This window comes from Enterococcus sp. DIV1368d (genome assembly GCF_050542975.1).
Taxonomy (GTDB): Bacteria; Bacillota; Bacilli; order Lactobacillales; family Enterococcaceae; genus Enterococcus_D; species Enterococcus_D casseliflavus.
On record NZ_CP172939.1, the window covers coordinates 871,738 to 894,665 of the forward strand.

Annotated in this window: 22 protein-coding genes; 16 read left to right on the plus strand and 6 right to left on the minus strand. The window is 42.1% G+C overall.

Annotated elements, in window-relative coordinates; translation table 11 throughout:
- Nucleotides 1-6 precede the first annotated feature (6 nt).
- Together IGJ44_RS04140 and IGJ44_RS04145 are read left to right on the plus strand one after the other, a co-directional pair.
- Nucleotides 7-1,299 (plus strand): PTS sugar transporter subunit IIC, encoded by a 1,293-nt coding sequence (locus IGJ44_RS04140; RefSeq protein WP_074536546.1) that lies wholly within the window; start codon nt 7-9, stop codon nt 1,297-1,299.
- A gap of 25 nt (nt 1,300-1,324) precedes the next feature.
- Nucleotides 1,325-2,755 carry a 6-phospho-beta-glucosidase gene (locus IGJ44_RS04145; RefSeq protein ID WP_074536545.1) on the plus strand — a complete coding sequence of 477 codons (1,431 nt, stop codon included), beginning with the start codon at nt 1,325-1,327 and terminating at the stop codon, nt 2,753-2,755.
- Between the two features lie 42 nt (nt 2,756-2,797).
- Here IGJ44_RS04145 and IGJ44_RS04150 read toward each other — a convergent pair whose 3' ends face one another.
- Complete coding sequence (locus tag IGJ44_RS04150; RefSeq protein ID WP_074536544.1) at nt 2,798-3,442, minus strand: CPBP family intramembrane glutamic endopeptidase; 645 nt, start codon at nt 3,440-3,442, stop codon at nt 2,798-2,800.
- 217 nt (nt 3,443-3,659) lie between these two features.
- On the opposite strand from IGJ44_RS04150, the gene groES reads away from it, so the two are divergent.
- Both groES and groL read left to right on the plus strand, forming a co-directional pair.
- Nucleotides 3,660-3,944, plus strand: coding sequence for a co-chaperone GroES (groES, locus tag IGJ44_RS04155; RefSeq protein ID WP_005225291.1), 285 nt, complete (start codon nt 3,660-3,662; stop codon nt 3,942-3,944).
- Nucleotides 3,945-3,976: 32 nt separating this feature from the next.
- Nucleotides 3,977-5,605, plus strand: coding sequence for a chaperonin GroEL (gene groL, locus IGJ44_RS04160; protein WP_005237384.1), 1,629 nt, complete (start codon nt 3,977-3,979; stop codon nt 5,603-5,605).
- A 206-nt stretch (nt 5,606-5,811) separates the two neighbouring features.
- On the opposite strand, the gene IGJ44_RS04165 is transcribed toward groL, so the two are convergent.
- A complete protein-coding gene (locus tag IGJ44_RS04165) occupies nt 5,812-6,009 on the minus strand; it encodes a hypothetical protein (protein ID WP_074536543.1) in 198 nt (65 codons plus the stop codon).
- A gap of 399 nt (nt 6,010-6,408) precedes the next feature.
- Here IGJ44_RS04165 and IGJ44_RS04170 point away from each other — a divergent pair, with 399 nt between their 5' ends.
- The 3 genes from IGJ44_RS04170 (at nt 6,409) to IGJ44_RS04180 (ending at nt 9,079) form a co-directional block, all read left to right on the plus strand.
- A complete protein-coding gene (locus IGJ44_RS04170; RefSeq protein WP_016610552.1) occupies nt 6,409-7,155 on the plus strand; it encodes a YcjF family protein in 747 nt (248 codons plus the stop codon).
- Nucleotides 7,156-7,253: 98 nt separating this feature from the next.
- Nucleotides 7,254-7,760 (plus strand): hypothetical protein, encoded by a 507-nt coding sequence (locus IGJ44_RS04175; RefSeq protein ID WP_074536542.1) that lies wholly within the window; start codon nt 7,254-7,256, stop codon nt 7,758-7,760.
- Complete coding sequence (locus IGJ44_RS04180; protein ID WP_015509139.1) at nt 7,760-9,079, plus strand: glycosyltransferase family 2 protein; 1,320 nt, start codon at nt 7,760-7,762, stop codon at nt 9,077-9,079. Before IGJ44_RS04175 ends, IGJ44_RS04180 begins: the two co-directional genes overlap by 1 nt.
- A 64-nt stretch (nt 9,080-9,143) precedes the next feature.
- Here IGJ44_RS04180 and IGJ44_RS04185 read toward each other — a convergent pair whose 3' ends face one another.
- Complete coding sequence (locus IGJ44_RS04185) at nt 9,144-9,842, minus strand: GntR family transcriptional regulator (protein ID WP_034858220.1); 699 nt, start codon at nt 9,840-9,842, stop codon at nt 9,144-9,146.
- Nucleotides 9,843-10,041: 199 nt separating this feature from the next.
- Between IGJ44_RS04185 and IGJ44_RS04190 the strand changes: the two genes are divergently transcribed.
- The 4 genes from IGJ44_RS04190 (at nt 10,042) to IGJ44_RS04205 (ending at nt 13,728) form a co-directional block, all read left to right on the plus strand.
- Nucleotides 10,042-11,421 (plus strand): glycoside hydrolase family 1 protein, encoded by a 1,380-nt coding sequence (locus IGJ44_RS04190; protein WP_074536541.1) that lies wholly within the window; start codon nt 10,042-10,044, stop codon nt 11,419-11,421.
- An 11-nt stretch (nt 11,422-11,432) separates the two neighbouring features.
- On the plus strand, nt 11,433-12,746 hold the full coding sequence (locus IGJ44_RS04195) for a PTS sugar transporter subunit IIC (RefSeq protein WP_430606170.1): 1,314 nt from the start codon (nt 11,433-11,435) through the stop codon (nt 12,744-12,746).
- Between the two features lie 151 nt (nt 12,747-12,897).
- Nucleotides 12,898-13,197, plus strand: coding sequence for a MazG-like family protein (locus IGJ44_RS04200; RefSeq protein ID WP_074536540.1), 300 nt, complete (start codon nt 12,898-12,900; stop codon nt 13,195-13,197).
- 72 nt (nt 13,198-13,269) lie between these two features.
- Complete coding sequence (locus IGJ44_RS04205) at nt 13,270-13,728, plus strand: GNAT family N-acetyltransferase (protein WP_074536539.1); 459 nt, start codon at nt 13,270-13,272, stop codon at nt 13,726-13,728.
- A 255-nt stretch (nt 13,729-13,983) separates the two neighbouring features.
- Here the strand turns inward: IGJ44_RS04205 and IGJ44_RS04210 are convergent, their stop codons facing one another.
- Nucleotides 13,984-14,823: an AraC family transcriptional regulator gene (locus IGJ44_RS04210; RefSeq protein ID WP_074536538.1), complete on the minus strand. Its 840-nt coding sequence runs from the start codon at nt 14,821-14,823 to the stop codon at nt 13,984-13,986.
- Nucleotides 14,824-14,937: 114 nt separating this feature from the next.
- Between IGJ44_RS04210 and IGJ44_RS04215 the strand changes: the two genes are divergently transcribed.
- Nucleotides 14,938-15,816 carry a DMT family transporter gene (locus IGJ44_RS04215; RefSeq protein WP_074536537.1) on the plus strand — a complete coding sequence of 293 codons (879 nt, stop codon included), beginning with the start codon at nt 14,938-14,940 and terminating at the stop codon, nt 15,814-15,816.
- 74 nt (nt 15,817-15,890) lie between these two features.
- Here the strand turns inward: IGJ44_RS04215 and IGJ44_RS04220 are convergent, their stop codons facing one another.
- Nucleotides 15,891-16,031: a hypothetical protein gene (locus IGJ44_RS04220; protein WP_005237363.1), complete on the minus strand. Its 141-nt coding sequence runs from the start codon at nt 16,029-16,031 to the stop codon at nt 15,891-15,893.
- Between the two features lie 612 nt (nt 16,032-16,643).
- Here IGJ44_RS04220 and IGJ44_RS04225 point away from each other — a divergent pair.
- A complete protein-coding gene (locus IGJ44_RS04225; RefSeq protein ID WP_430606174.1) occupies nt 16,644-18,287 on the plus strand; it encodes an SH3 domain-containing protein in 1,644 nt (547 codons plus the stop codon).
- A gap of 244 nt (nt 18,288-18,531) precedes the next feature.
- Nucleotides 18,532-20,304 carry an oleate hydratase gene (locus IGJ44_RS04230; RefSeq protein WP_074536535.1) on the plus strand — a complete coding sequence of 591 codons (1,773 nt, stop codon included), beginning with the start codon at nt 18,532-18,534 and terminating at the stop codon, nt 20,302-20,304.
- 87 nt (nt 20,305-20,391) lie between these two features.
- Here IGJ44_RS04230 and IGJ44_RS04235 read toward each other — a convergent pair whose 3' ends face one another.
- Nucleotides 20,392-21,180, minus strand: a complete 789-nt coding sequence (locus tag IGJ44_RS04235; protein WP_074536534.1) for a MerR family transcriptional regulator — start codon at nt 21,178-21,180, stop codon at nt 20,392-20,394.
- A 73-nt stretch (nt 21,181-21,253) separates the two neighbouring features.
- Between IGJ44_RS04235 and IGJ44_RS04240 the strand changes: the two genes are divergently transcribed.
- Together IGJ44_RS04240 and IGJ44_RS04245 are read left to right on the plus strand one after the other, a co-directional pair.
- Complete coding sequence (locus tag IGJ44_RS04240; protein WP_167827146.1) at nt 21,254-21,877, plus strand: GNAT family N-acetyltransferase; 624 nt, start codon at nt 21,254-21,256, stop codon at nt 21,875-21,877.
- A gap of 155 nt (nt 21,878-22,032) precedes the next feature.
- Entirely contained in the window at nt 22,033-22,872 is an 840-nt protein-coding gene (locus IGJ44_RS04245; protein WP_167827236.1) for a Cof-type HAD-IIB family hydrolase, read from the plus strand.
- Nucleotides 22,873-22,928 lie beyond the last annotated feature (56 nt).

Below are 22,928 nucleotides of genomic sequence, written 5' to 3' on the forward strand. Positions count from 1 at the left end.
TGTGAGATGAACGAATGGATCAATGAGAAATTATTACCTCCAATATTAAAATTTGTCAATACGAAAGCAATCACTGCATTAAGAAACGGTATGCTCTATACGATGCCCTTTTCAATCGTAGGATCGATTTTCCTGCTATTAGCAAACTTTCCCGTCCAGTCGATTGCGGATTGGGTAACGAATAGCGGCTTAGGTGAATACTTCAACCAAGCCTATGGCGCCTCTTTTGCAATTATGGCCTTTTTCGCCGTAATGGGCATCGCCTATTCATATGTAAAAGCAGAAGGTTACGAAGGACTCCCTGCAGGAATGATTGGTTTAGTTATTTTCTTATTAACTATGGAGTCAAGTGTGACGGATGCTGAAGCAAATGTGACCATCGCAAATGTCATTGATAAGACGTGGACCGGTGGACAAGGAATGATCAGTGCCATCTTAGTGGGACTTTTTGTGGGTTGGGGCTATACATGGTTCTTGAAACGCGACATCCGAATCAAACTGCCAGAGCAAGTACCCACCAATGTCGCAAACTCATTTACAGCATTGATTCCAGCCGCTGTTTTGACGACCATCGCATTAGGCATTTATATTTTCTTTGATAAAGTTTTTCAAACAACCGTGGTCGAATGGATCTACACCGTGATTCAAAGTCCAATGCAAGGGGTGACGGATTCCCTTGGTGGTGCAATGATGCTAGGCTTCTTAGTGCCATTCTTGTGGTTCTTTGGGGTTCACGGTTCGACGATCGTGGGCGGGATCATGGGACCAATTTTACAAGCCAATTCACTAGCCAATACGGCTATTCTTGAATCTGGTAAAGCATTGACATTAGAAAATGGCGGACACATCGTGACCCAGCAGTTTTTGGATCAATTTATGACGGTAACTGGCGCAGGAATGACGATTGGGATCGTGCTATACATGGTGGCTTTTGCCCGTTCGGCGCAGTTCAAACAATTAGGACGTCTTTCCTTGATCCCGGCATTCTTTAATATCAATGAACCAATTATTTTTGCGACACCGATCGTCATGAACCCAATCATGTTATTACCATTTATTTTGACACCGATGGTTTCAGGCGTGATCACGTATTTTGCACTTTATACCGGTATCGTACCGCTATTTACTGCTGTGCAAGTTCCCTGGACGACTCCGCCGATCATTTCAGGTTTTCTAGTAGGTGGCATTCGGACTGCTATCTTACAATTTGTTGTTTTAGCAATCGGCTTCTTTATTTACTATCCTTTCATTCGTAAGGTCGATAGTTTGAACTATAAACAAGAAACAGAGATCGTTTAATACCAAGGAAGCAGGTTGAATAGAAATGAATAAACTAAGAAGCGATTTTTTATGGGGTGGCGCAGTCGCTGCTCACCAATTGGAAGGCGGCTATCGTGCGGGTGGAAAAGGCGTGAGTGTCGCTGATGTCATGACTGTCGGAGGCAACGGAATTCCTCGCCGAATCACGGAAGGGATCCAACCGGGCGAAAGCTATCCCAATCATGAAGCGATCGATTTTTATCATCGGTATCCTGAAGACATCAAGCTTTTTGCCGAATTAGGGTTGAAGTGCTTCCGAACATCGATTGCCTGGACCCGTATTTTTCCAAAGGGGGATGAGCGCGAGCTGAATGAGGAAGGCCTGGCCTTTTATGATCAATTATTCGATGAGTGTTTACGCTATGGCATTGAGCCAGTCATTACCCTGTCTCACTTTGAAATGCCTTATCATTTAGTGACCGAATACGGAGGTTGGCGTAACCGTAAGTTGATCGATTTGTTTGTCCGCTTTGCAGAAGTTTGTTTTACGCGCTATCAAAAGAAAGTGAAGTATTGGATGACCTTCAATGAAATCAATAATCAAGCAAACTATAAAGAAGATTTTGCGCCATTTACCAATTCTGGTCTGTTCTTTACGGAAGGAGAAGACCGAGAAAAAGTCATGTACCAAGCAGCTCATTACGAGCTCGTTGCCAGTGCAAAAGCGGTGGCGCTAGGACATGCAATCAATCCTGCGTTTCAAATCGGATCGATGATCGCGATGTGCCCAATCTATCCGTATTCTTGCGATCCCAAAGACATGATGGCAGCTACGGTGGCCATGCAACGGCGCTATTGGTTTTCAGATGTTCATGCCCGTGGGCACTATCCGAGTTATATGCGCAGCTATTTTGAAAGAAAACAATTTGACTTAGATATCACCCCTGAAGATGAAGCAGCTTTGGCAAAAGGTTGTGTTGACTACATTGGTTTTAGCTACTATATGTCTTTTGCGATCAAAGGCAAGGAGAATGATCCAACCTATGACTATGATGAGAGCCAAGATCTGGTGGACAATCCTTATGTCGATGCTTCTGAATGGGGCTGGCAGATTGATCCCGTAGGCTTGCGCTATGCCCTGAACTGGTTTAACGAACGCTACGAATTGCCGCTTTTCATTGTAGAAAATGGCTTTGGTGCGGTGGATACGGTGGAAGAGGATGGACAGATCCACGATGACTACCGTATTGACTACCTAAAAGCCCATATCGAAATGATGAAAGAAGCAGTAGCTTATGATGGCGTTGACTTATTAGGTTATACACCGTGGGGCATCATTGACTTGGTTTCTGCGGGGACAGGGGAAATGAAGAAACGCTATGGTGTGATCTATGTGGACAAAGACAATGAAGGAAATGGAACCCTTGCTCGTCAGAAGAAAGATTCATTTGCATGGTATCAGCAAGTGATTGCGTCCAATGGCACGAAGGTCTAAAGAAAAAAACGTTACGCAAAATTTCTGCGTAGCGTTTTTTCTTTAGGGCATTTGGATATAGCCGTAATGAAGCAATAACTGAATAATAATAACTAAAGTGTTCATTCCCACATGGGTGATCATGGAAGTCCAAATACTGCCGGTCAAAGCATAAAGCCCAGAAAAGAACAGTCCTAAGAAAATATAGACTAAGAGATGATTGTCATTGTGGGCAAAGGCAAAGGCTACGGCGCTGACAACTACACCAACCCAAACATTGCTGTATTTCCCAATGATGCCAACTAAGGCTCTGCGGAAGACAAATTCCTCCATAATTGGCCCACCGACCATTGCTGCGAGAGCAAAGAGTGGGTTTTGCACCACGATGGCAATGATGTTTTCGGTATTTTGCGAAGCGCTGACTTCTCCGAAAAAGGATTCGATAAAGATGGCTAGATTTTGCAACAAAATCGCTGCGACAATGCCGGTTAGCCCGTAAATAAGAATCGCTGAGACTTTGGTTTTTTTGTGTTCAAACGATAGCGGTTCTGTTTGTCTGAAATACAAGAAAAACATGATCGCTGCACCAGCTAAGTAACCGATCGTTGTTGCTGCTACTTGATGTCCGCTAGGGACGAAGGCGATCGGTAGAAAAAAGACGATGCCGTAAGTAAGAATCGTGGACAAAGAATATTTTGATAAAGACATAGTTGTTTCCTCACACTCCTTTGCTTCATTATAGACTAGGTTGCTTCTAGAAACAAAAAATCCTACTATATTTATCAATCAATTAGAAATGCAAAAAAAATTTAGCAAAAGGCTTGCAAAAATTTGGGAAAATGAGTAATATTGAAACTGTAAGTTAGCACTCGATACAAGAGAGTGCTAATGCTAAATTCTATAACATTCATTGGAGGGATTTATCGTGTTAAGACCATTAGGTGATCGTGTGATTATCGAAGTCGCAAAAGAAGAAGAAAAAACTGTAGGCGGAATCGTGCTTGCATCAGCAGCAAAAGAAAAACCACAAACGGGTACCGTTATTGCAGTCGGCGAAGGACGCACGCTCGAAAACGGTGAAAAAGCTCCTGTTGCTGTCAACGTTGGCGAACAAGTAATGTTCGAAAAATACGCTGGCACAGAAGTGAAATATGAAGGAACAGAATATTTGATCGTTGCTGCAAAAGATATCATTGCAGTAGTAGAATAAGAAAAATAAAAAATACTTGAGGTGATGAAATCATGGCAAAAGAAATCAAATTTGCAGAAGACGCACGCGCAGCAATGCTTCGTGGGGTAGATAAATTAGCAGATACAGTAAAAGTAACCTTAGGCCCTAAAGGTCGTAACGTGGTTTTAGAAAAATCTTACGGTTCACCATTGATCACAAATGACGGTGTAACGATCGCTAAAGAAATCGAATTAGAAGATCATTTTGAAAACATGGGCGCAAAACTTGTTTCTGAAGTCGCTTCAAAAACAAACGATATCGCTGGTGACGGAACAACGACTGCTACGTTATTGACACAAGCAATCGTTCGTGAAGGATTGAAAAATGTCACCGCTGGTGCGAACCCATTAGGTATTCGTCGTGGGATCGAAATGGCAACAAAAGTGGCTGTAGAAGAGCTACACAACATTTCATCAATCGTTGATTCAAAAGAAGCAATCGCACAAGTTGGTGCTGTTTCTTCTGGTAGTGAAAAAGTTGGTCAATACATCGCTGATGCAATGGAAAAAGTCGGCAATGACGGTGTTATCACTATTGAAGAATCAAAAGGGATCGAAACAGAATTAGATGTTGTGGAAGGAATGCAATTTGATCGTGGTTACTTATCACAATACATGGTAACTGACAACGATAAAATGGAAGCAGCGTTAGAAAATCCATACATCTTGATCACTGACAAAAAAATCTCTAACATCCAAGATATCTTGCCATTGTTAGAACAAATCTTACAACAATCAAAACCATTATTGATCATCGCTGATGACGTTGATGGCGAAGCATTACCAACACTTGTATTGAACAAAATCCGTGGAACATTCAATGTTGTTGCAGTGAAAGCACCAGGATTTGGTGACCGTCGTAAAGCAATGCTAGAAGACATTGCGATCTTAACTGGTGGTACAGTGATCACTGAAGACTTAGGTCTTGAGCTGAAAGATGCAACCATCGATAACTTAGGTCAAGCAAGCAAAGTGGTTGTGGATAAAGACAACACAACAATCGTTGAAGGTGCTGGTGAAAAAGAAGCAATTGACGCACGCGTTCAATTGATCAAAAACCAAATCGCTGATACAACTTCTGACTTTGACCGTGAAAAACTACAAGAACGCTTAGCAAAACTTGCTGGTGGGGTTGCTGTGATCAAAGTTGGGGCACCAACTGAAACTGAATTGAAAGAATTGAAATTACGTATTGAAGATGCATTGAATGCAACACGTGCCGCTGTTGAAGAAGGCATGGTCTCAGGTGGGGGAACTGCCTTAGTGAATGTCATCAACAAAGTTGCAGAAATCGAAACAGATGGCGATGCAGCAACAGGTGTCAAAATCGTTTTACGTGCCTTAGAAGAACCAGTTCGTCAAATTGCTGAAAATGCAGGCTACGAAGGTTCAGTCATCATCGACAAATTGAAAAACGCTGACTTAGGCGTTGGTTTCAATGCAGCAACTGGCGAATGGGTAAACATGCTAGAAGCTGGGATCGTTGACCCAACAAAAGTGACGCGTTCTGCATTACAAAACGCAGCTTCTGTTGCCGCATTATTGTTAACAACTGAAGCAGTCGTTGCCGACAAACCAGAACCAGCAGCGCCAGCAGCTCCTGCAATGGACCCATCAATGGGTATGGGCGGCATGATGTAAGCAAGCCTTGAGAACTCCTCTTTTGAGGGGTTCTTTTTTTGTGCGATCTAAAAATACTTCAACACAGAAAAAGACAAAAAACCTTTCTTCTTAGTATTCTAAGCACCAAAGAATTGGTTCATTGCTTGAATAAAAGGAGAAAGGATTGGTAGATATAAGCTATCTATTTGTCTTGTAAAGGCAGCGAGTTTTGTAAGGAACGTCAATTACAACCGTTCCCAAAATCCCTGTGCAAAACCAGTAATAAATTCGTAGAGAGCCGGCAGTATCACCGAAATACATAAAACGACAAAGACCATTTTCTGAACAGCGGTTAATTGTTTGAGGAAATGTTTTTTTGTGAACAATAAATACGCGATACAGATAACGGCAAGCAGCTGCAATAGATCAAATAAAATGGACAAGAAAATCACCTTTTCTGATTAGATTGAATGGACGATAGAATGATGGATTCTCTCAACATAGAGCAAAGAGTTGAATGATATGGTTCTGAGAAAATGTGAAGATCAACGTTTATAAAGAAACGGTATTTCGACGCCAAAGAATGCGAAGATCCCGCTTAAAAGAAAGTAAGTCAATAAGCCTAGATAAAAAAGGACTTTCCAATTCAATTTCTTTTTCATTCGATCCACTCCTTTTGTGTATCATAGCATAAAAAAACGATAATATAAATAAATAATCTAAAGATGCAAATTTGCATTTTTCAGCAAGTGTAAGCTCTCTCAAGCTACATTTTCGCTATCTTGAAAAACCTGAGCTAAAATAGAAAGAGGAACAAAATCATGGCTCACTTTGATTTTTAAATGAACAACGAGTCGAAAGAAGGAGACATTTCTTTGAAAAAACCATGGATAAAACGCAAAAAGAAGCAAAACGAAAATGAATTATTAACGGAACAGTCCGTTCAAGTCGAGCAAAGTCAAACGAGAGAAGAGCTGCAAGAAGAAGCGGAGTTTACTTCTTTTTTTGCGGATGTCATGAAGCGAATGCCGAAAAAATCGGCTTCCCTGGTGATGAAAGGCTATGACGGATCAAAAGCCCAGGCGGAAAAAGTGTTAGCGAAAAGCAAGGATCAATTTGATCAGGTGTTTGAGGAGTTTTTGGTTGGCGTAGATGATGAAACGCGGAAAAAAGCCCACCGCACGATCCATGCGGCTTCTTTGACGGCGGCGATCATCGGCTGTTCACCGATTCCCTTTTCAGATGCAGTGTTACTTGTGCCAGTTCAGATGACAATGATGGCCCGTTTGTATCGTATTTTTGGGCGAACATGGCGTGAAGGGTTAGCGAAAAGTATTTCGAAAGAGCTAGTCGTTGTGAGTTTTGGTCGCAGTGCCGTTGGCAATATCTTGAAATTTGTCCCAGCAGTCGGCACCGTTGCTGGAGCTGCAATCAATGCCAGTGTGGCTAGTGGTATCACCGAAGCATTAGGCTGGGTGACTGTCAAGATGCTGAATGATGGGGAAGATGTGTTTGAGCAAGTGATGTCCTTTAAAGGCCAATTTCACACGCTGTTCAATGCGTTGAAAGTTGGCAAGAAATCCAAGTGAGACAAACAGAAGAAGAACGAAGCAGGTCCAGAGGACTTGCTTTTGTTGCTTCTTTTTCTTCACAGCAAATAAATAGTTATTTTAAAGGAGTGAGTAAAATGAAACAACGAGTGACACGGGAAGAAGTCAAAGAACGGTTGGTCACCGATGCGTATTTTCAAAAAGGTCGTTCTGCTTTGAAGACCCGCCAAACGATTTTGACGATTCTTGCTTGGCTGATGGTCTTGGTTCCCTTTGTCTGGCTGGCCATCCCGCTGACTTTACCGAATCTGGCGGATCGGATTGCCTTTCGGACATATCTGGAAGAAGCAGTGACTTTTGATTTTTTGGCGTTGTTCTTAGGAATTTCTTTTTTGGTCTTGGTTCTGACGTTTACTTTGTTGACCTTGAGGAACAACCGCCGCTTCAAACGATTGCTGCAAAAGCAGTCGATGCATGATGAAGCTGCCTTGGAAAAGCGCAAAGAGTTGCTAGAAGCATTTTATGAAGAACGCTTCGGGACGAAAGAAGAACGCCATGGGGCAAAATACTATGCGGTTGCACCGGAGCAAAACATCGGAGAAACGGAGATCCAAGAACTTTTCCGTAGAAATGGGGTGGGCTGATGGTTGTCAATTTTGATACTGGGTTCCCATGGTTGGATACATTTTTAACAGTCGTTTTAATGATTCTCTTTACGTATCCGATTTTAGGCGGCTTTGCTTGGTTCATCGGGGTGATCTGCAATCGTTTTTTGTTCCGTTATCGTCAATTAGAGTGGATACCGATCCCCGAAGAGATCGAGCCGATGATCACGATTATGGTACCAGCTCACAATGAAGAAATCGTTATTGAAGACACGATTCATTATTTAATGAACAATCTGAACTACAGCAATTATGAGGTGTTGGTGACTGATGATGGCTCAACGGATCAAACCCCTGTGATATTAGACCGATTGATGGAACAGTACCCAAATCTAAGAGTGTTGCGCATCGAAAAAAACCAAGGAAAGGCCCATGCCTTTAATATTGGGGTAGGGTTTGCCAAAGGGGAATTGATCTTGAGCAACGACGCAGATACGGTTCCTGAACCTGATGCGTTATGGAAATATGTCAATTATTTCATCCGCCAAGACTCCATCAATATCTCTGCCATTACGGCGAATATGGACGTTCAAAACCGCACAACGATCGTAGGAAAATCACAAACTGTTGAGTTTTCAAGTATCGTAGGAATTATCAAACGGACACAGCAAGCCGTTTTCGGCGTCATCTATGCCTATAGCGGTGCCAATACGATGTATCGCCGCGCGGCATTGATGGACGTGGGTCTGTTTCGACAAAATCGAGCCACAGAAGACATCAGTATTGCCTGGGACCACCAATTCCGAGGTTGGCTGTCTTTATTTGCTTCACGAGTGATGTTTTTCATGGAGGTGCCAGAAACACTCAAGATGCTCTACCGACAACGGAAACGCTGGGCGAAGGGCGGTACAGAAGTATGGCTGACCAACTTTAAAAAGGTCTTTTTGCATCCTTTTGAAAACATTGGTCGAACCGCTATGTTTGTCGATCAAACATTAAGTATCATCTGGTCATTCTTTTTCTGGCTTTCATCTGCCTTGTTTGTCTTCTATCTGATCTATTATGGTGCAACTGGGAATTACGAACGGATCTATCATATGTTTACGATGGCCTTTCTCTTCGTTTGTTTCGAGATGATTGCGGGGGTCATGCAGCTATTTACCAGCCTCTTGGCGGATGATAACCGCAGCAAGCTGAAGTATTTCCGCTTTGCCCCTTTTTACATGCTGTTTTACTGGATGATTAATGCCATAACGATCGTCACTACCTTTATTCCAGCCGTCAAGACCATACTTGGCTACGGCAGCGGCGTTTGGGTCAGCCCTGAGCGAACGGCGAAAAAAACCGAAGAATCTTAACGAATTCACCTTCCCTGGACAATAAAAACAAGTCTGAGTTTTCTTCAGACTTGTTTTTTTGCCATTATGGTTCAGAAAGATAGTAAATCTCACGATTTTGGTAAGGATAACGAGTTTGCGAAAATTCGAAGGGTCGTCCGTCGGAGAGACGAGCAACTTGTTCTAATTCTAAGATCGGATCATTGGGATCGACTTCTAAATATTTGATATCATAGGAATCCGCTTTGTCGGCACGGATTTTACGTATGGCGGGACCTATTTTGAGATGTAAGGAATCAGTGATATATCGATAGATCGAGTGTTCAAGGATCGCCATATCAATATCGGGAATGGTTTTGATGGGCATGATCGTGTACTCCAATTCAAATGGTTCGTTATCAACATAGCGCAGTCGTACGATATCATAAACCGGTTCGTTTTCTCGCAAAGACAAGTAATCCATTTCGTTGGCTTCTGGAAAACGTACATTGAAACTAATGATTTTACTTTGCACTTTATGCCGTCCGCCATATCGGTTGACTAAACCGATATACTCATTGATCTGTCCTTGGTAGGTCGCTGAATTGACATAGGTGCCATGACCTCTTTTGGTAGAAATCAGGCCTTCTTGCTTCAATTGATTTAGCGCTTTTTGGATCGTCATTCGCGAGGTTTGAAATCGTTTGGCTAACGCCGTTTGTTCCGGTAGTTTTGATAAAGCAGGAAAAACTCCTTCATAAATATCCGTCCGCAACTGATCAACGATCTCTTTGTATTTTGTCATAGTCATCACTCCTTATGTAAAGAAATTCATGGACTTGAGTTTTGTTTGAAGGGGATAAAAACAAGGTCTATCACTAAAGAATCCGCTGAAATTCACATGTATAGAAAAAGCTTTACATATGTTTTTGAAAAATTTACATGCCAGTTTCACCTAATTATAATAGGTTTTGTAAGCGAATACAAATAATGGAGGAATCAATATGAAAAAATTTTACTGGGGAAACAGTGTCAGCAGTATGCAGACAGAAGGTGGTTGGAATGAAGGCGGTAAAAGCTTATCCGTTTATGATATACGGGAAGCTTCGGAACAGGCTAGCGATTGGCATGTAGCAAATGATAACTATCATGCGTATACAGAAGATTTTGATTATATGCAAGATTTGGGGATGAACATGTATCGTTTCCAAATTTCTTGGTCAAGGGTCGTTCACGATGGAGATGGTGCCTTTAATGAAGAAGGGATCGCCTATTACGATCGTTTTATTGATGATCTGTTAGCTCGAGGGATCGAACCTATGATTTGTTTGTACCATTTTGATATGCCCCTGCATCTAGCGAAAACCTATAACGGTTTCATCAGTAAAGAAGTGAAGGACGCATTCATTCGCTTTGGAAAAGAAATGGTGGATCGTTTTGCGGATAAAGTCCATTATTGGTTAACCTTTAACGAACAAAATCTTTTCCACCAAGACCATGGTTTTAAGATCAGCGGCTATTTAGAAGGGGAAGAAACAACAGAAGAATTGTATCAAATTTTCCACAATGTCATGGTTTGCCATGCAGAGATCTGTAACTATCTTCATGAAACAACAAATGCGAAGATTGGCGGCATGCTGGCGTATTCTGAAGTGTATCCAGCGACTTGTCGTCCACAAGACATCAAAGCAGCAAGAGAGTTTGATGAATTTGCGAATTTTACTTTATTAGATTGCTATGCGCACGGCAAGTATTCGGCAGCACAAGACCGATACGTGAAAAATCATCAACTCAATATGAATATTTTACCTGGGGAATTAGAAGCGATCGCAGCGCAGAAAAATGATTACATTGCCTTTAGCTATTATGCTTCTTCTACCTTGAACGCTGAAAAAATCCCTGAAGGAACGCCGCCAAATCGGTACATGACTTTTGGAAAACAAGACAATCCGTATATTGAAACGACGGAATGGAATTGGCAAATTGATCCGCTCGGCTTCCGTGATGTCTTAAATAAAGTCTATCAGCGGTACCGGTTGCCAGTGTTTCCGATTGAAAACGGAATTGGTGTCAGAGAGCATTGGAATGGCAACGAACCGATTCAAGATGATTACCGGATTGCCTACCATCAAGAGCATATTCGAGCGATGTTTGCAGCGATGGTGGAAGATGGAGTGGTCTGTCTTGGGTATCTTGGCTGGGGACTGATCGACATTTTGAGCTCTCAAGGTGATATGGAGAAACGATACGGACTTGTGTATGTCAATCGTGGCAATCATGAGTTGCGAGATATGAAACGTGTGCCAAAAAAATCGTATGAATGGTTCAAAGAAGTGATCAAAACGAATGGTAGTACGATCTATACAAACCCATATGCAGAATAGGAGGAACAAAAATGGCAGCAGAAAAGCGCACGTTTTTAGATAAATTTACAGAGTTTTCGGTCCGTCTCGGCAATCAGGTTCATCTCAAAAGTCTTCGTGATGCGTTTGCGACCTTAATGCCTGCCTTTATTGTCGCAGGGATCGCTGTGTTGTTTAATAATGTCTTCTTTCCATGGTTTTTAGAAGGGGCTGCCTTGGCGCGAATGCAAGTGTTTGGCAATTCCATCACCAATGGAACATTGAATATCGCCGGTCTGCTGATCGCCCCGATGATCGCTTATTTTCTTTGCCGCAACAAAAACAATCCGAGCGCCATCAATGCAACCTTTGTGGCAACGACTTGCTTAGTGGTCATGTTGGCGATGGCTCATGCCGTGATGCCAGAAGGCGCTCAAGCAGAAGTGACCATCAGTGGTGTGATGCTATTTGACGATGTCGGGACCAAAGGGATGTTTTCTGGAATCATTTGTGGGTTAGTTGCCACGGAATTATTTATTCGACTGTCAGAAAACAAGCACTTAAAAATCAATTTAGGGGATCAAGTTCCTCCTGCCGTCAGCAAATCCTTCAGCACGTTGATCCCTGCTATTTTGGTGATTTCCTTCTTTGCCGTAGTTGCGACCGTGCTAGCAGCCTTTGATACCGACCTGATTCAAATCATTTCAACAGTGATCCAAGAACCACTGCGTTTATTGAACACATCGATTTTTGGGTTCTTGATCATCTATTCAACGGGCAATTTTCTGTTTACTTTAGGCATTCACCAAACCGTCATCAATGGCACCTTGTTAGATCCATTGCTGTTAGTCAATATGAATGAAAACATGCAAGCCGTGCAAGAAGGCGCTACGCCACCCAATATCTTAAATTCAGCATTCGTGACGGTTTTCGCACAACTAGGCGGGACTGGATTTACGATCAGCTTGATCATTGCAGTGCTCTTATTCGTCCGCAATTACCAACCTTTTCGGGATGTCGTCAATCTATCCCTAGCTCCGGGTATTTTTAATATCAACGAGCCAATCATCTTTGGTTTACCGATCGTCTTCAATTTACCCATGATCATTCCCTTCGTTGCAAGTCCAATTGTTGCAACGTTGATTGGCTACTTTGCTACCGCAGTAGGATTCATTGAACCGCTTTCTGTGATGGTTCCTTGGACGACACCACCAATTCTTAGTGCATTGTTGGCATCAAAAGGGGATTTCAAAGTTGTTTTGGTTCAAGTGATCATCATCGTCGTCTGTGTAGCAATCTATTTTCCATTTCTAAAAATCGCTCAACGGGTTGCAATCAAATCTGCTGAATTGGAGCGTGCAGAATAAACAAAACAGGATGAATCCTATACTAGAGTGACCTACAAAAGTTAGAACAAAATTCTAACGTTTTGGGGGTCACTATTTTTTGAGGTGATTTTTTACTAAGTTTCTATTTTGAATTTTAATTAAATGGTATACTATCCCAAAAGGAGCGACTATGAAACTTTCAGAAATGCAAAAAGCGATTTATCAAAACAAAATCGATCACCAATTCAATGTCACAAATATTGAAAAAGAGTTTTTGGCTTTATATGGTGAAGTAGGGGAAGCCTTTGACGCGTATCGGAAGCAACAAGAGGTAGGAGAAGAATTGGCGGATGTGGCGATTTATCTTCTTGGGTTAGCAGAAATCCTTTCCATCGATCTTGAAGCTGAGATTCATAAAAAAATGGCCGTCAACCAAAAGCGTCGTTATACGAGTTATGGCAATGGCTATGCCAAACGAATCGATAGTTGATACACGCACAAAAACTAGTGGATTCCTCGAGTATAGGCCCTTACCGAAATAGAAATGGAAGCAGGAGATAGGATGGAAAAGAACGTAAGCATGCGTGAATTGACCACGGCAGATTTAGCAGAAGTCGTGGACCACTATATTGCCGTATTTTCAGCAGAACCATGGAATGACCAATTGACAGTGCCGCAAATCACCGACTATGTATCATCAATGATGGCAATGAATACTTTTAATGGTTATCGACTAACAGACCGAACATCGAATGAATTGATTGGTCTTTCATTAGGCTTTATCAAGCCCTGGTATCAAGGAAAAGAGTATGTGATCGATACCTTTTTAATTACTGGCACGCACCAAGGAAAAGGCCTGGGTTCCACTTTTTTAGAAAGGATCAAAGAGGATCTGCTCAAGAAAGAGATTCCAACGATTTTGTTAGATACCGAAGAAAGTATGCCAGCAGCGGATTTTTACAAAAAGAATGGCTTTAAACCGCTACCAGATAATGTAAGCTATTATTTATCTCTAGAATAATAATAACTTGTCAATAAATAAAAAAGTCTGCGAAAAAATCGCAGGCTTTTTAGTTATGCACAGTTTCAACAGGTTTATCCACAATATGTTGTAGGAACATGTTTTCGCCTACTAAATATTGGGTGTGTGGTTTTTAGAAAAGGATTTCAAAGAGACTCTTATGGACCAATGAGCGTAAAAGTGAAAAAAGTACTGAAACGCTTATAGAATATAGCAAAATTTATCTAGATGAGAGGCTCTGTTGGTACCGATCAGCTAATTTCTATCATCTTCGCGATAGGTCTTGCGATACTGTAGCGGCGTTAAACCAAATTTACGCTGAAATCTTTTGCTAAAGTAGCTCAAGTGATTGAAGCCAACGTGGTAGCAGATGGTTGAGATCGGCTCATCCGTTTCGATCAATAGGTTTTTGGCTTGAGACAATCGATAATCAATCAGATAGTTGATTGGGGTCAATGTCGTGTATTGCCGAAAAAGGGCGGTACAAGTACGTGTATTGATGGCAGCAGCTTTAGCGATCGCAGGAACCGTTAATGGTTCTTGATAATGCTCATGGACAAATGCCAGCATTAAGTAGATAGTTTCTTTCTTTGGTGAAGCAGGTCTTGCAGCCATTAGCTGTGAAAGGGCAGCTAAAAACAATTCATAGAGAGTAAATCGTTGTTCAATAAGCAGAGGCAGACGCACGGTTTGAACAAATGCTTGATGTTGGGCGGTTAAGGTTAAGCGCCGATAGCTGCGGGTGCGATCGTGGACTAATTGTTCAATCGCTTCTTTAAAAGCAGGGTCAGCAATAAAGCCTGAAGAAAAATCAAAGCAGCAATATCGGACGTTTTCTGAAGCTAAAACAGCACCATGGAGTACACGGCTATTAATAATGATCGCCTCATTCTTGCTTAGCAAAATTTGCTCGTCGTCTATCGTATACACGAAGCTACCTTCTTCGACCCATACAATTTGCAGCTCGTCGTGCCAATGCAGAGGCAATTGGTCGCCACGCTTTTGTTGCAAGCAACGTTGATAAATTGCGAAGGAGCGATTTGTAGTTGTATGTTTGGTCGTTTCTTCGTTTTCTTCTGTGCGTTCAAAGTACATACCGCACCACCTTTTTACAGAATAGTGTTAAAAACAATCAGGATATTGACAAAAGTTCTCTATCTGATTCGGTATAATACTAACAAAGTAAAGTGAAAGACAAAAGGTGTTTTTATGAAAAAAACAGTTGGGATTGTTTATGCTTGTTCAGCAGCAGCTTTGTGGGCAGTTTCTGGCATCGCTGGACAAATTTTATTTACGAAATATAGTATTTCAGCAAATTGGCTCGTTTCAACACGATTGGTTCTTTCAGGGTGTTTGTTGCTAAGCATTGGGTTAAAGGATCGCGCTCGATTGATTTCCCCATTTCGGGAGAAAAAGGACTTCATTCAGCTGCTCTTGTTTTCTTTCTTAGGCATGTTTCTCGTTCAATTTACCTACTTTAAAACGATTGAGCAAAGCAATGCTTCGTTTGCAACGATTATTCAATATACAGGACCTTTCTTTGTTTTACTCTATGCCGCGATAGCCAAAAGGCAGCTCCCCTCTTTAAAGACATGTTTCTGGTTATTGGTAACCTTACTTGGTGTGACGGCTGTGACATCAAAAGGACAGATTGAGCAATTAGCGACTTCCCAATCTGCACTAGGCTGGGGGTTAGCATCAGCGATATCACTAGCTTTTTATTCTATACAGCCGCGTAAACTCTTGCAAAAATATGGGAGTTTACCAATTGTCGGCTGGGGGATGTTGATTGGTGGAGGCTTGGGGAATGTGGTTCATCCAATGTGGCAGATCGATAGTCAACTGAACGTTCAAGTAATTCTTTATTTGCTGGTGGTCATTTTATTTGGAACAGCACTAGCGTACTTGATTTTTTTAACAAGTTTACGCTATTTATCCTCAACACTTGCAACAGTTTTAACAGCAGTTGAGCCACTGCTGGCTGCTTTCTTATCGATCATTGTTTTTCATGATCACTTCACAGTGGTGGAGCTAGTAGGATTTATGGCAGTTATAGGGAGCATCATGTGTTTACAAAAAAAATTGTGAAAAAGACGAGATTCGCCAAAATCGGTGAAGTCTCGTCTTTTTTATAAATCACCAGAAAAAGAAAACGCAGGAGTCTACGCTTTCTTTTTCTGTTCTTCTTTTTTCTTGTCTGTGGTCGGTACGGAATCTAGGGCTTTTTTGAAAATCTCTTCTTTTTTCGTTTTATAGTTATGTTGTCGTTCAGCATACACTTTTTCTTTCGTTTTTGTTTTCATACTCGGTCACCTCTTCCTTTTTTTTAAGTATAGCATGATTTCACAAACTTATGCAAATTCTTGGTTTTCTCCTTGGTGTTATAATCTTTCTTGTAAAATACATTGTGAAAATATTTCTTTTGGCAGAGATGAGGGACTTCTCTATCAAGAAATTCGCATCCGGTTGGAAGCGATGTAACAGGATTTCATCTAAGCGTCGATCACACAGGTGAAAGCAGCGTTCTTTTTGAAACAATTTTTTCACAGAATCCCTCGTGTAAAAAAGGAATGATAAATGGGTGGTTTTAGTATCGATTTTTGAAAAAGGGGATCAGGAAAGAAATGTTATTCAAATAACAGTCTTGTTTTTCAAAAAGTGGGTTTGTTTGCAAAAAAAATCCTGTTTTTATTCGCGAATTAAAATAACGTTGAATGAAATAGTGTTTTTCTGTAGTTTATAGAAATCTTTGTAAATAGAGTGCCATTGAGCAACACCAAAGAGAAAGTGATCAAAAAGAATAACGCAGGAAAATAAATGACACGTTTTATTAAACGTAAATTAAAAAAATACAAAACGAAAACAATATCAAAAAATATTAATTTTTGTTAAAATGGGGTACAGGGGGTGTTTTATTGGAATCTCGGAAAATCAAACGTAAGCGTTTAGTGAAACAAAAACGGTCCCTTTTCGTACAAAAAGGATTGGGTATCACAGCAGCGTTAGCATCGACTTCAGGTGTCTTTACGTCTCTTGCTCATGCGACCGAAACGACGAACGCTTCGTCATCAACCAACACAACTGCTACTCTTGCCAGATCGTCAGCTGAAACGGCGATCAATCGACAATTTAAAACAACAGCTTCACTGAATGTTCGTTCAAATGCTTCAACGAGTGCCTCTATCGTAAGTGGTGTAGGAGCAAATACAACAATCACTGCGGTGGCTCAAAAGAACGGTACCTCAGTGAATGGCAATACAACATGGTATAAGCTATCAACAGGCGGATGGATCTCAGGGGCTTATGTGAAAAGCACCTCAGGCTCTTCTTCTGCCAATACAGGCTCGTCCAATTCGTCGTCTTCTTCATCGGAAAAAACGATTTCGAAATCAGTGAAAACGACTACTGCATTGAACGTCCGTTCAAATGCAACGACCAGTTCTAGTGTCGTACGCGGTTTGAGCAGTAATGCGACAGTACAAGTCGTTGCACAAAAGAGTGGAACATCGGTGAATGGCACGACCACTTGGTACAAATTGTCCACAGGCGGTTGGATCACGGCAGCCTATGTCAAAGATGTTTCCAGTAGCTCGACAGGCAATAGTTCTTCTGGCGGCAACACAAGTGTTTCTGCAGAGACGGCTATCAGCAAGAACGTGAAAACAACAGCGGCATTGAATGTTCGTTCGAGTGCCTCAACAAGCGGCAGTGTCGTTGGCAGCCTAAGCAGCAGCACGACGGTGAAGGTCGTTGCCCAGAAAAATGGCACATCCGTTGGCGGCACCAATGTATGGTACAAAGTATCGACTGGTGGCTGGATCACAGCGGCATATGTGCGTGACGTCACGTCTAGTTCTGGAAATACAAGTAATAACAATAATTCAAACACAGGTTCAAGCAACACTGGTTCATCAAACGGCTCAAGCAATGCGAGTGAGCAAGCCATCAATAAGACGTTCCAAACAACCACTGGGATGAATGTGCGCTCAAATGCATCGACTTCTGCAAGTGTGGTCAGCAGTTTGGGCAGTAATGCGACCTTCAAAGCAGTGGCTCAAAAACAAGGCGCGTCAGTCAATGGCAATACCACTTGGTATAAGTTATCAACTGGTGGCTGGGTATCTGCAGCATATGTCAAAGAAGTCAGTGCGACGACTCCTGGCAACAATAACAACGCAGGCAATACCAATGTTCCAATGAGCGTGAACGGAGCAGCGATCGTTGCAGAAGCTAGAAAACATATCGGCACTCCTTATCAATGGGGAGGCAAAGGACCAGATGTCTTCGACTGTTCTGGGTTTACACGCTACGTCTTCTTAAAAGTGACGGGCAAAAACATCGGTGATTGGACAGTCCCACAAGAAAGCGCAGGGACGATCATTCCTGTCTCGCAAGCACAAGCTGGCGACTTGCTGTTCTGGGGTCAAAAAGGGAATACCTACCACGTAGCGATCGCTACCAGTAATACAAGCTATATCCATGCGCCAAGCAAGGGTTATACAGTCACCGAAGCACAATCAGGCTTTTCGACTGCTAGCTTCGCTCTACGCGTGAAATAAATATTTTATTGAAAAGGCAAAGGGTTTGTCCTTTGTTAGAAACGCCCCTAAGAAAGCTGCCATCAGTTTTCTTAGGGGCGCTTTTTGGGTTGGGCGCAGATCTTTTTAAAAGGTGGGGCTTTGCCCTGTTTTTTTGACAAAAAGGCCGATTTGTCAAAATCACTTGTTTTTACTAGTACAAATTTTTGTCAAAAAAAATAGTTACTGATACCATAAAAACGTACCAATATTAGGAGGGATCTACATGAGATATACGAACGGAAATTACGAAGCTTTTGCAAGAAGCAGAAAACCGAAAGATGTCGAAAAGAAAGAAGCCTATATTGTTGGTGGGGGATTAGCAGGACTTGCTGCGGCAGTCTTCTTGATCCGTGACGGCCATATGGCGGGTGAGAAAATCCACGTCCTTGAAGAACTTTCTTTATCAGGCGGTTCATTGGACGGAAAATTCATTCCCCATGATGGATTTGTGACCCGCGGCGGTCGAGAAATGGAAAATCATTTTGAATGTCTGTGGGATCTATTTCGCTCGATTCCATCTTTGGAGGTGGAAGATGCTTCGGTGTTAGATGAGTTTTACTGGTTGGACCACGATGATCCAAATTCGTCTAACTGTCGGATCATTCACAATCGCGGCCAACGAGCAGCAGATGATGGAGAATTTACCTTGTCTGCGACAGCACAAAAAGAATTAACCCAATTATTTATGACTTCAGAAGATCAATTGATCGGGAAAAAAATCGAAGATGTTTTTGGCGATGAATTCTTTGAATCCAATTTTTGGCTATACTGGTGTACGATGTTCGCCTTTGAAAAATGGCATTCGGCGATTGAAATGCGCCGCTATGTGTTGCGTTTTGTGCACCATATCGATGGCTTGCCTGATTTTACTGCGTTAAAATTTACCCGTTACAACCAATATGAGTCATTGGTCAAACCACTACTTGCTTATTTGGAAGAACAAGGAGTTGACTTCCAATATGAATGCACCGTCAGCAATATTGATGTTCGGATCGTGGGCGAGGAAAAAGTTGCTCAAAAACTTGTGCTAGAAAAAGCGGGGGCAATCGAAGAAATTCCTTTATCAGAAGATGACTTGGTCTTTGTTACCAACGGATCGATCACTGAAAGTTCCACGCAAGGGGACCATTATACTCCAGCGCCTATCTCAAAAGCACCTGGTGGCAGTTGGCGTTTATGGAAAAACTTGGCGGCGCAATCGCCTGAGTTTGGTCATCCAGAAGTCTTTTATGAAAACTTACCTGAAGAAAGCTGGTTTGTTTCGGCAACCGTGACTTGGCAGAATTTTGATGTGGAACCTTATTTAGAAAAATTGACCCATCGCAAGTTACGAACAGGCAGAATCGTCACTGGCGGGATCATCACCATCAAAGATTCCAATTGGATGATGAGCTTTGCGACCCATCGCCAACCGCACTTTAAAGAACAAAAAGACCAACAAACGATCACATGGGTGTATGGCTTGTTGTCAAATACACCAGGAAACTACATCAAAAAACCAATTGAACAATGTTCTGGACAAGAAATCGTGCAAGAACTGCTTTACCATTTAGGCGTGCCAGAAGCAGAAATCCAACGCATTTCAAAAGAATCAAGTGTGGCAGTTCCAGTCTACATGCCGTTTATCACTTCTTACTTCATGCTGCGTGAACCAGGGGATCGGCCATTGGTTATTCCAAATGGCTCCAAAAACTTAGCTTTTATCGGTAATTTCGCAGAGACTGAACGAGACACTGTTTTTACAACAGAATATTCCGTTCGGACTGCAATGGAGGCTGTTTATCAGCTATTAGCTGTGGAACGTGGGGTACCAGAAGTGTTTGCTTCCGCTTATGATCTACGTACTTTGGCCAAAGCTGTCTATTATCTGACCGATAAGAAAAAAATTACGGAAATGGAGCTGCCATTTATCGAACGGAAACTATTGGAAGGCTTCGTTAAGAAAACCGAACATACCTACATTGGCGATCTGTTGAAAGAAAACCATTTGATTTAAATCAAACGCAACGACAACGAGGCGATAGAAACTGCTCGTTGTCGTTGCGTCTTTTATTTATGTGTCCAACGCTGTTTGAAGGAATCCTTATTCCTCAGATAAAATCCGAACTTGGATCTCTGTCAAATAAGCTTGCTCGTTGCTAAGGGTCGTTTCGTGAATCGATCGTTCATAGAAGTAGTCATCGATTTGCCATTGGTGCGCTGCAATCAGCTGCTTGAGTTTTTGATAGAACTGCTTCAATCCTTCGTCATCCCCCTGATAAATGGTGGTTAAATAGCAACCTGCCGGTTTCACAAAGGAAGCTCGTTGTGGTTCTTCTTGCCGCACATAAACGTAGTCGATGTCCTGCGTATTGTCTTTGTTCGTCCGAATCATAAAACCGTACTCGTTATTCGAGAAAAGATAAGGCTGTGCCATCAAAAGATCGTAGGCTTGGGTGATCATCTCTGGGATGGAGCTGCCGTTTAATCTAGGACTGAGGGAGAAATATTCCTCTGGCTGTTCCTTCAAGGTGAAGGGGGAAGTTTTTTCTGCAGCCAGGCGCAAATCCGCCGCTTTTCGTTCGATGATTTTTTTGATGTTGGTCAACTGCTGAATTTTTTCATCGATGGTTTGCCGCTTGGCTTCCAATAAGTTTCTCATGGTCTCGGCATCCCCCTGCAGCGCTGTTTGGATCTCTTTTAAGGGCATCGATAATTCTTTCAATGACAGGATCAATCCGAGATCCAAAAGTTGATCAAGGGAATAATACCGATACCCGTTCTCGTCTTTACTGTTTGGTTGAAATAGCCCAATCTCGTCATAATAGTGGAGTGTCCGAGGATTGATCCGCGCTAAGCGTGCCATTTCCGATACTTTTAATTTGGTTTTCATGGGGCTCCTCCTTGACTTTACAGTTACTGTAAACTTTATATTAAAGATAGTCAACTACTGGGAGGAAGATAGAATGAATAAACAAGTAACATATCGACCATTTAAACGAGAAGATCTGCCTGCGCTTGTGCAAGTAATTATTGATAGCTGGAACTACGACAAGCAATTTGACAAGAAGACCGCCAAGCACTTTGCTCATGTCTTTTTGTGTTATGAACTTGCCCGTGCGACCTATTCGCGGGTGGCTCTTTTAAATGGTGAAGCTGTCGGCATCTTATTAGCAGACAGTAAAAGAGGGCAGAAGCTTCATCCAATGCGCTATTGGGGGAAAACGATGTGGCATGCTGGCTGCTTACTGCTTACGAAAGAAGGGAGAAATACGCTGCTGCATTATGCCAAAGAGGTGGCTGAGTTAAATCAAGCGATGTTGAAAGACTTACAAACTCCTTTTCAGACCGAAGTTGGTTTGTTTGCCGTTAGTCCTAAAACACAAGGATTGGGTGTAGGCAAGCAGCTCTTTACTTCCTTTTTAGCGATGGTCCAGCAGGAAAAAACGGCTCCGTTTTTCCTTTATACCGATACCACTTGTAATTACGGTTTTTATGAGCATATGGGCTTGAAGCGGGCAGCTGCTGTGAAACGCTGGATCAAAAAACCGATTAAGAAGGAAATCGAGTTTTATATCTATACTTCCTAAGAGTGCAGCGATGCACTCTTTTTTCATGGGCTAGTATGGTAAACTGGAAGCAAAGAAGGTCAAGGAAGCTGTTTTTTTTTATGGAAACGGCGCTTATTTTGGTCGAAAGCGATGGCCCAATCCGCTTTCGTAAAAAGGATGGGGAATGGGAAAGGATGGTTTATTTGGAAAAAAAGCAGATAGGGTTTATTTTAAGTGATATTGATGGGACGATCTTGGATCATAAGCATCAAATCGATCTGGATTTGATTGAAGAAATCAAACGATTGAAGCAGCAAGCGATTCCTTTTATTTTGGCTTCCGCTCGCTCCCCGAAAGGAATGCTACCGATAGCTCAAGAATTAGGGATAGAAGACTGGCCCTTGGCTTGTTACAACGGTGCCCTGATTGGAGGGTACGATCAAAAGGGCACACTGGTACCGATTTTCAGTCATGAGGTCGAAAAAGCAGAAGCAAAAACTTTGGTTGCGCGCATCAAAGCTGATTTTCCTGGTGTTTCCATCAATGTCTACTCTGGTGATCAGTGGTATTGCGAAAGAGTGGACCAATGGGCACGAGCAGAAGCGGCGATCACCAAAGAGACTCCTGTAGAAACTTCATTAGAACAACTGTTGGCACAAGAAGCTTTTGAGGTTCATAAGTTTCTTTTGATCGGCACAACGGCAGAAATCCAAGCGCTTCATGCTGCCTGCCAGAACGCTGGATTTTTAGAAAGCGCCTTTTACTTATCCAAAGAGAATTATTTGGAAGTCACTCATCAAGCTGTGGGAAAAGATAAGGCGCTAAATGAATTGGCGGCCTATTTTCAAGTGCCGCTGGCGCAAACCTTAGCGATCGGCGATAATTTTAACGACCTGCCAATGATTGCTTCAGCTGGTATTGGTGTTGCGATGGAGAATGCGCCCGAATTGGTCAAAGCAAAAGCTGATTTTGTGACGACTAGCAATACAGACCATGGGGTTGCTGATGCGTTGCGGCGATTTGTCACAGAATAGATAAAAAAACTAGGTTTTTTGAACAAATTGATTGACTTTCATTTCTACTCTCCTTA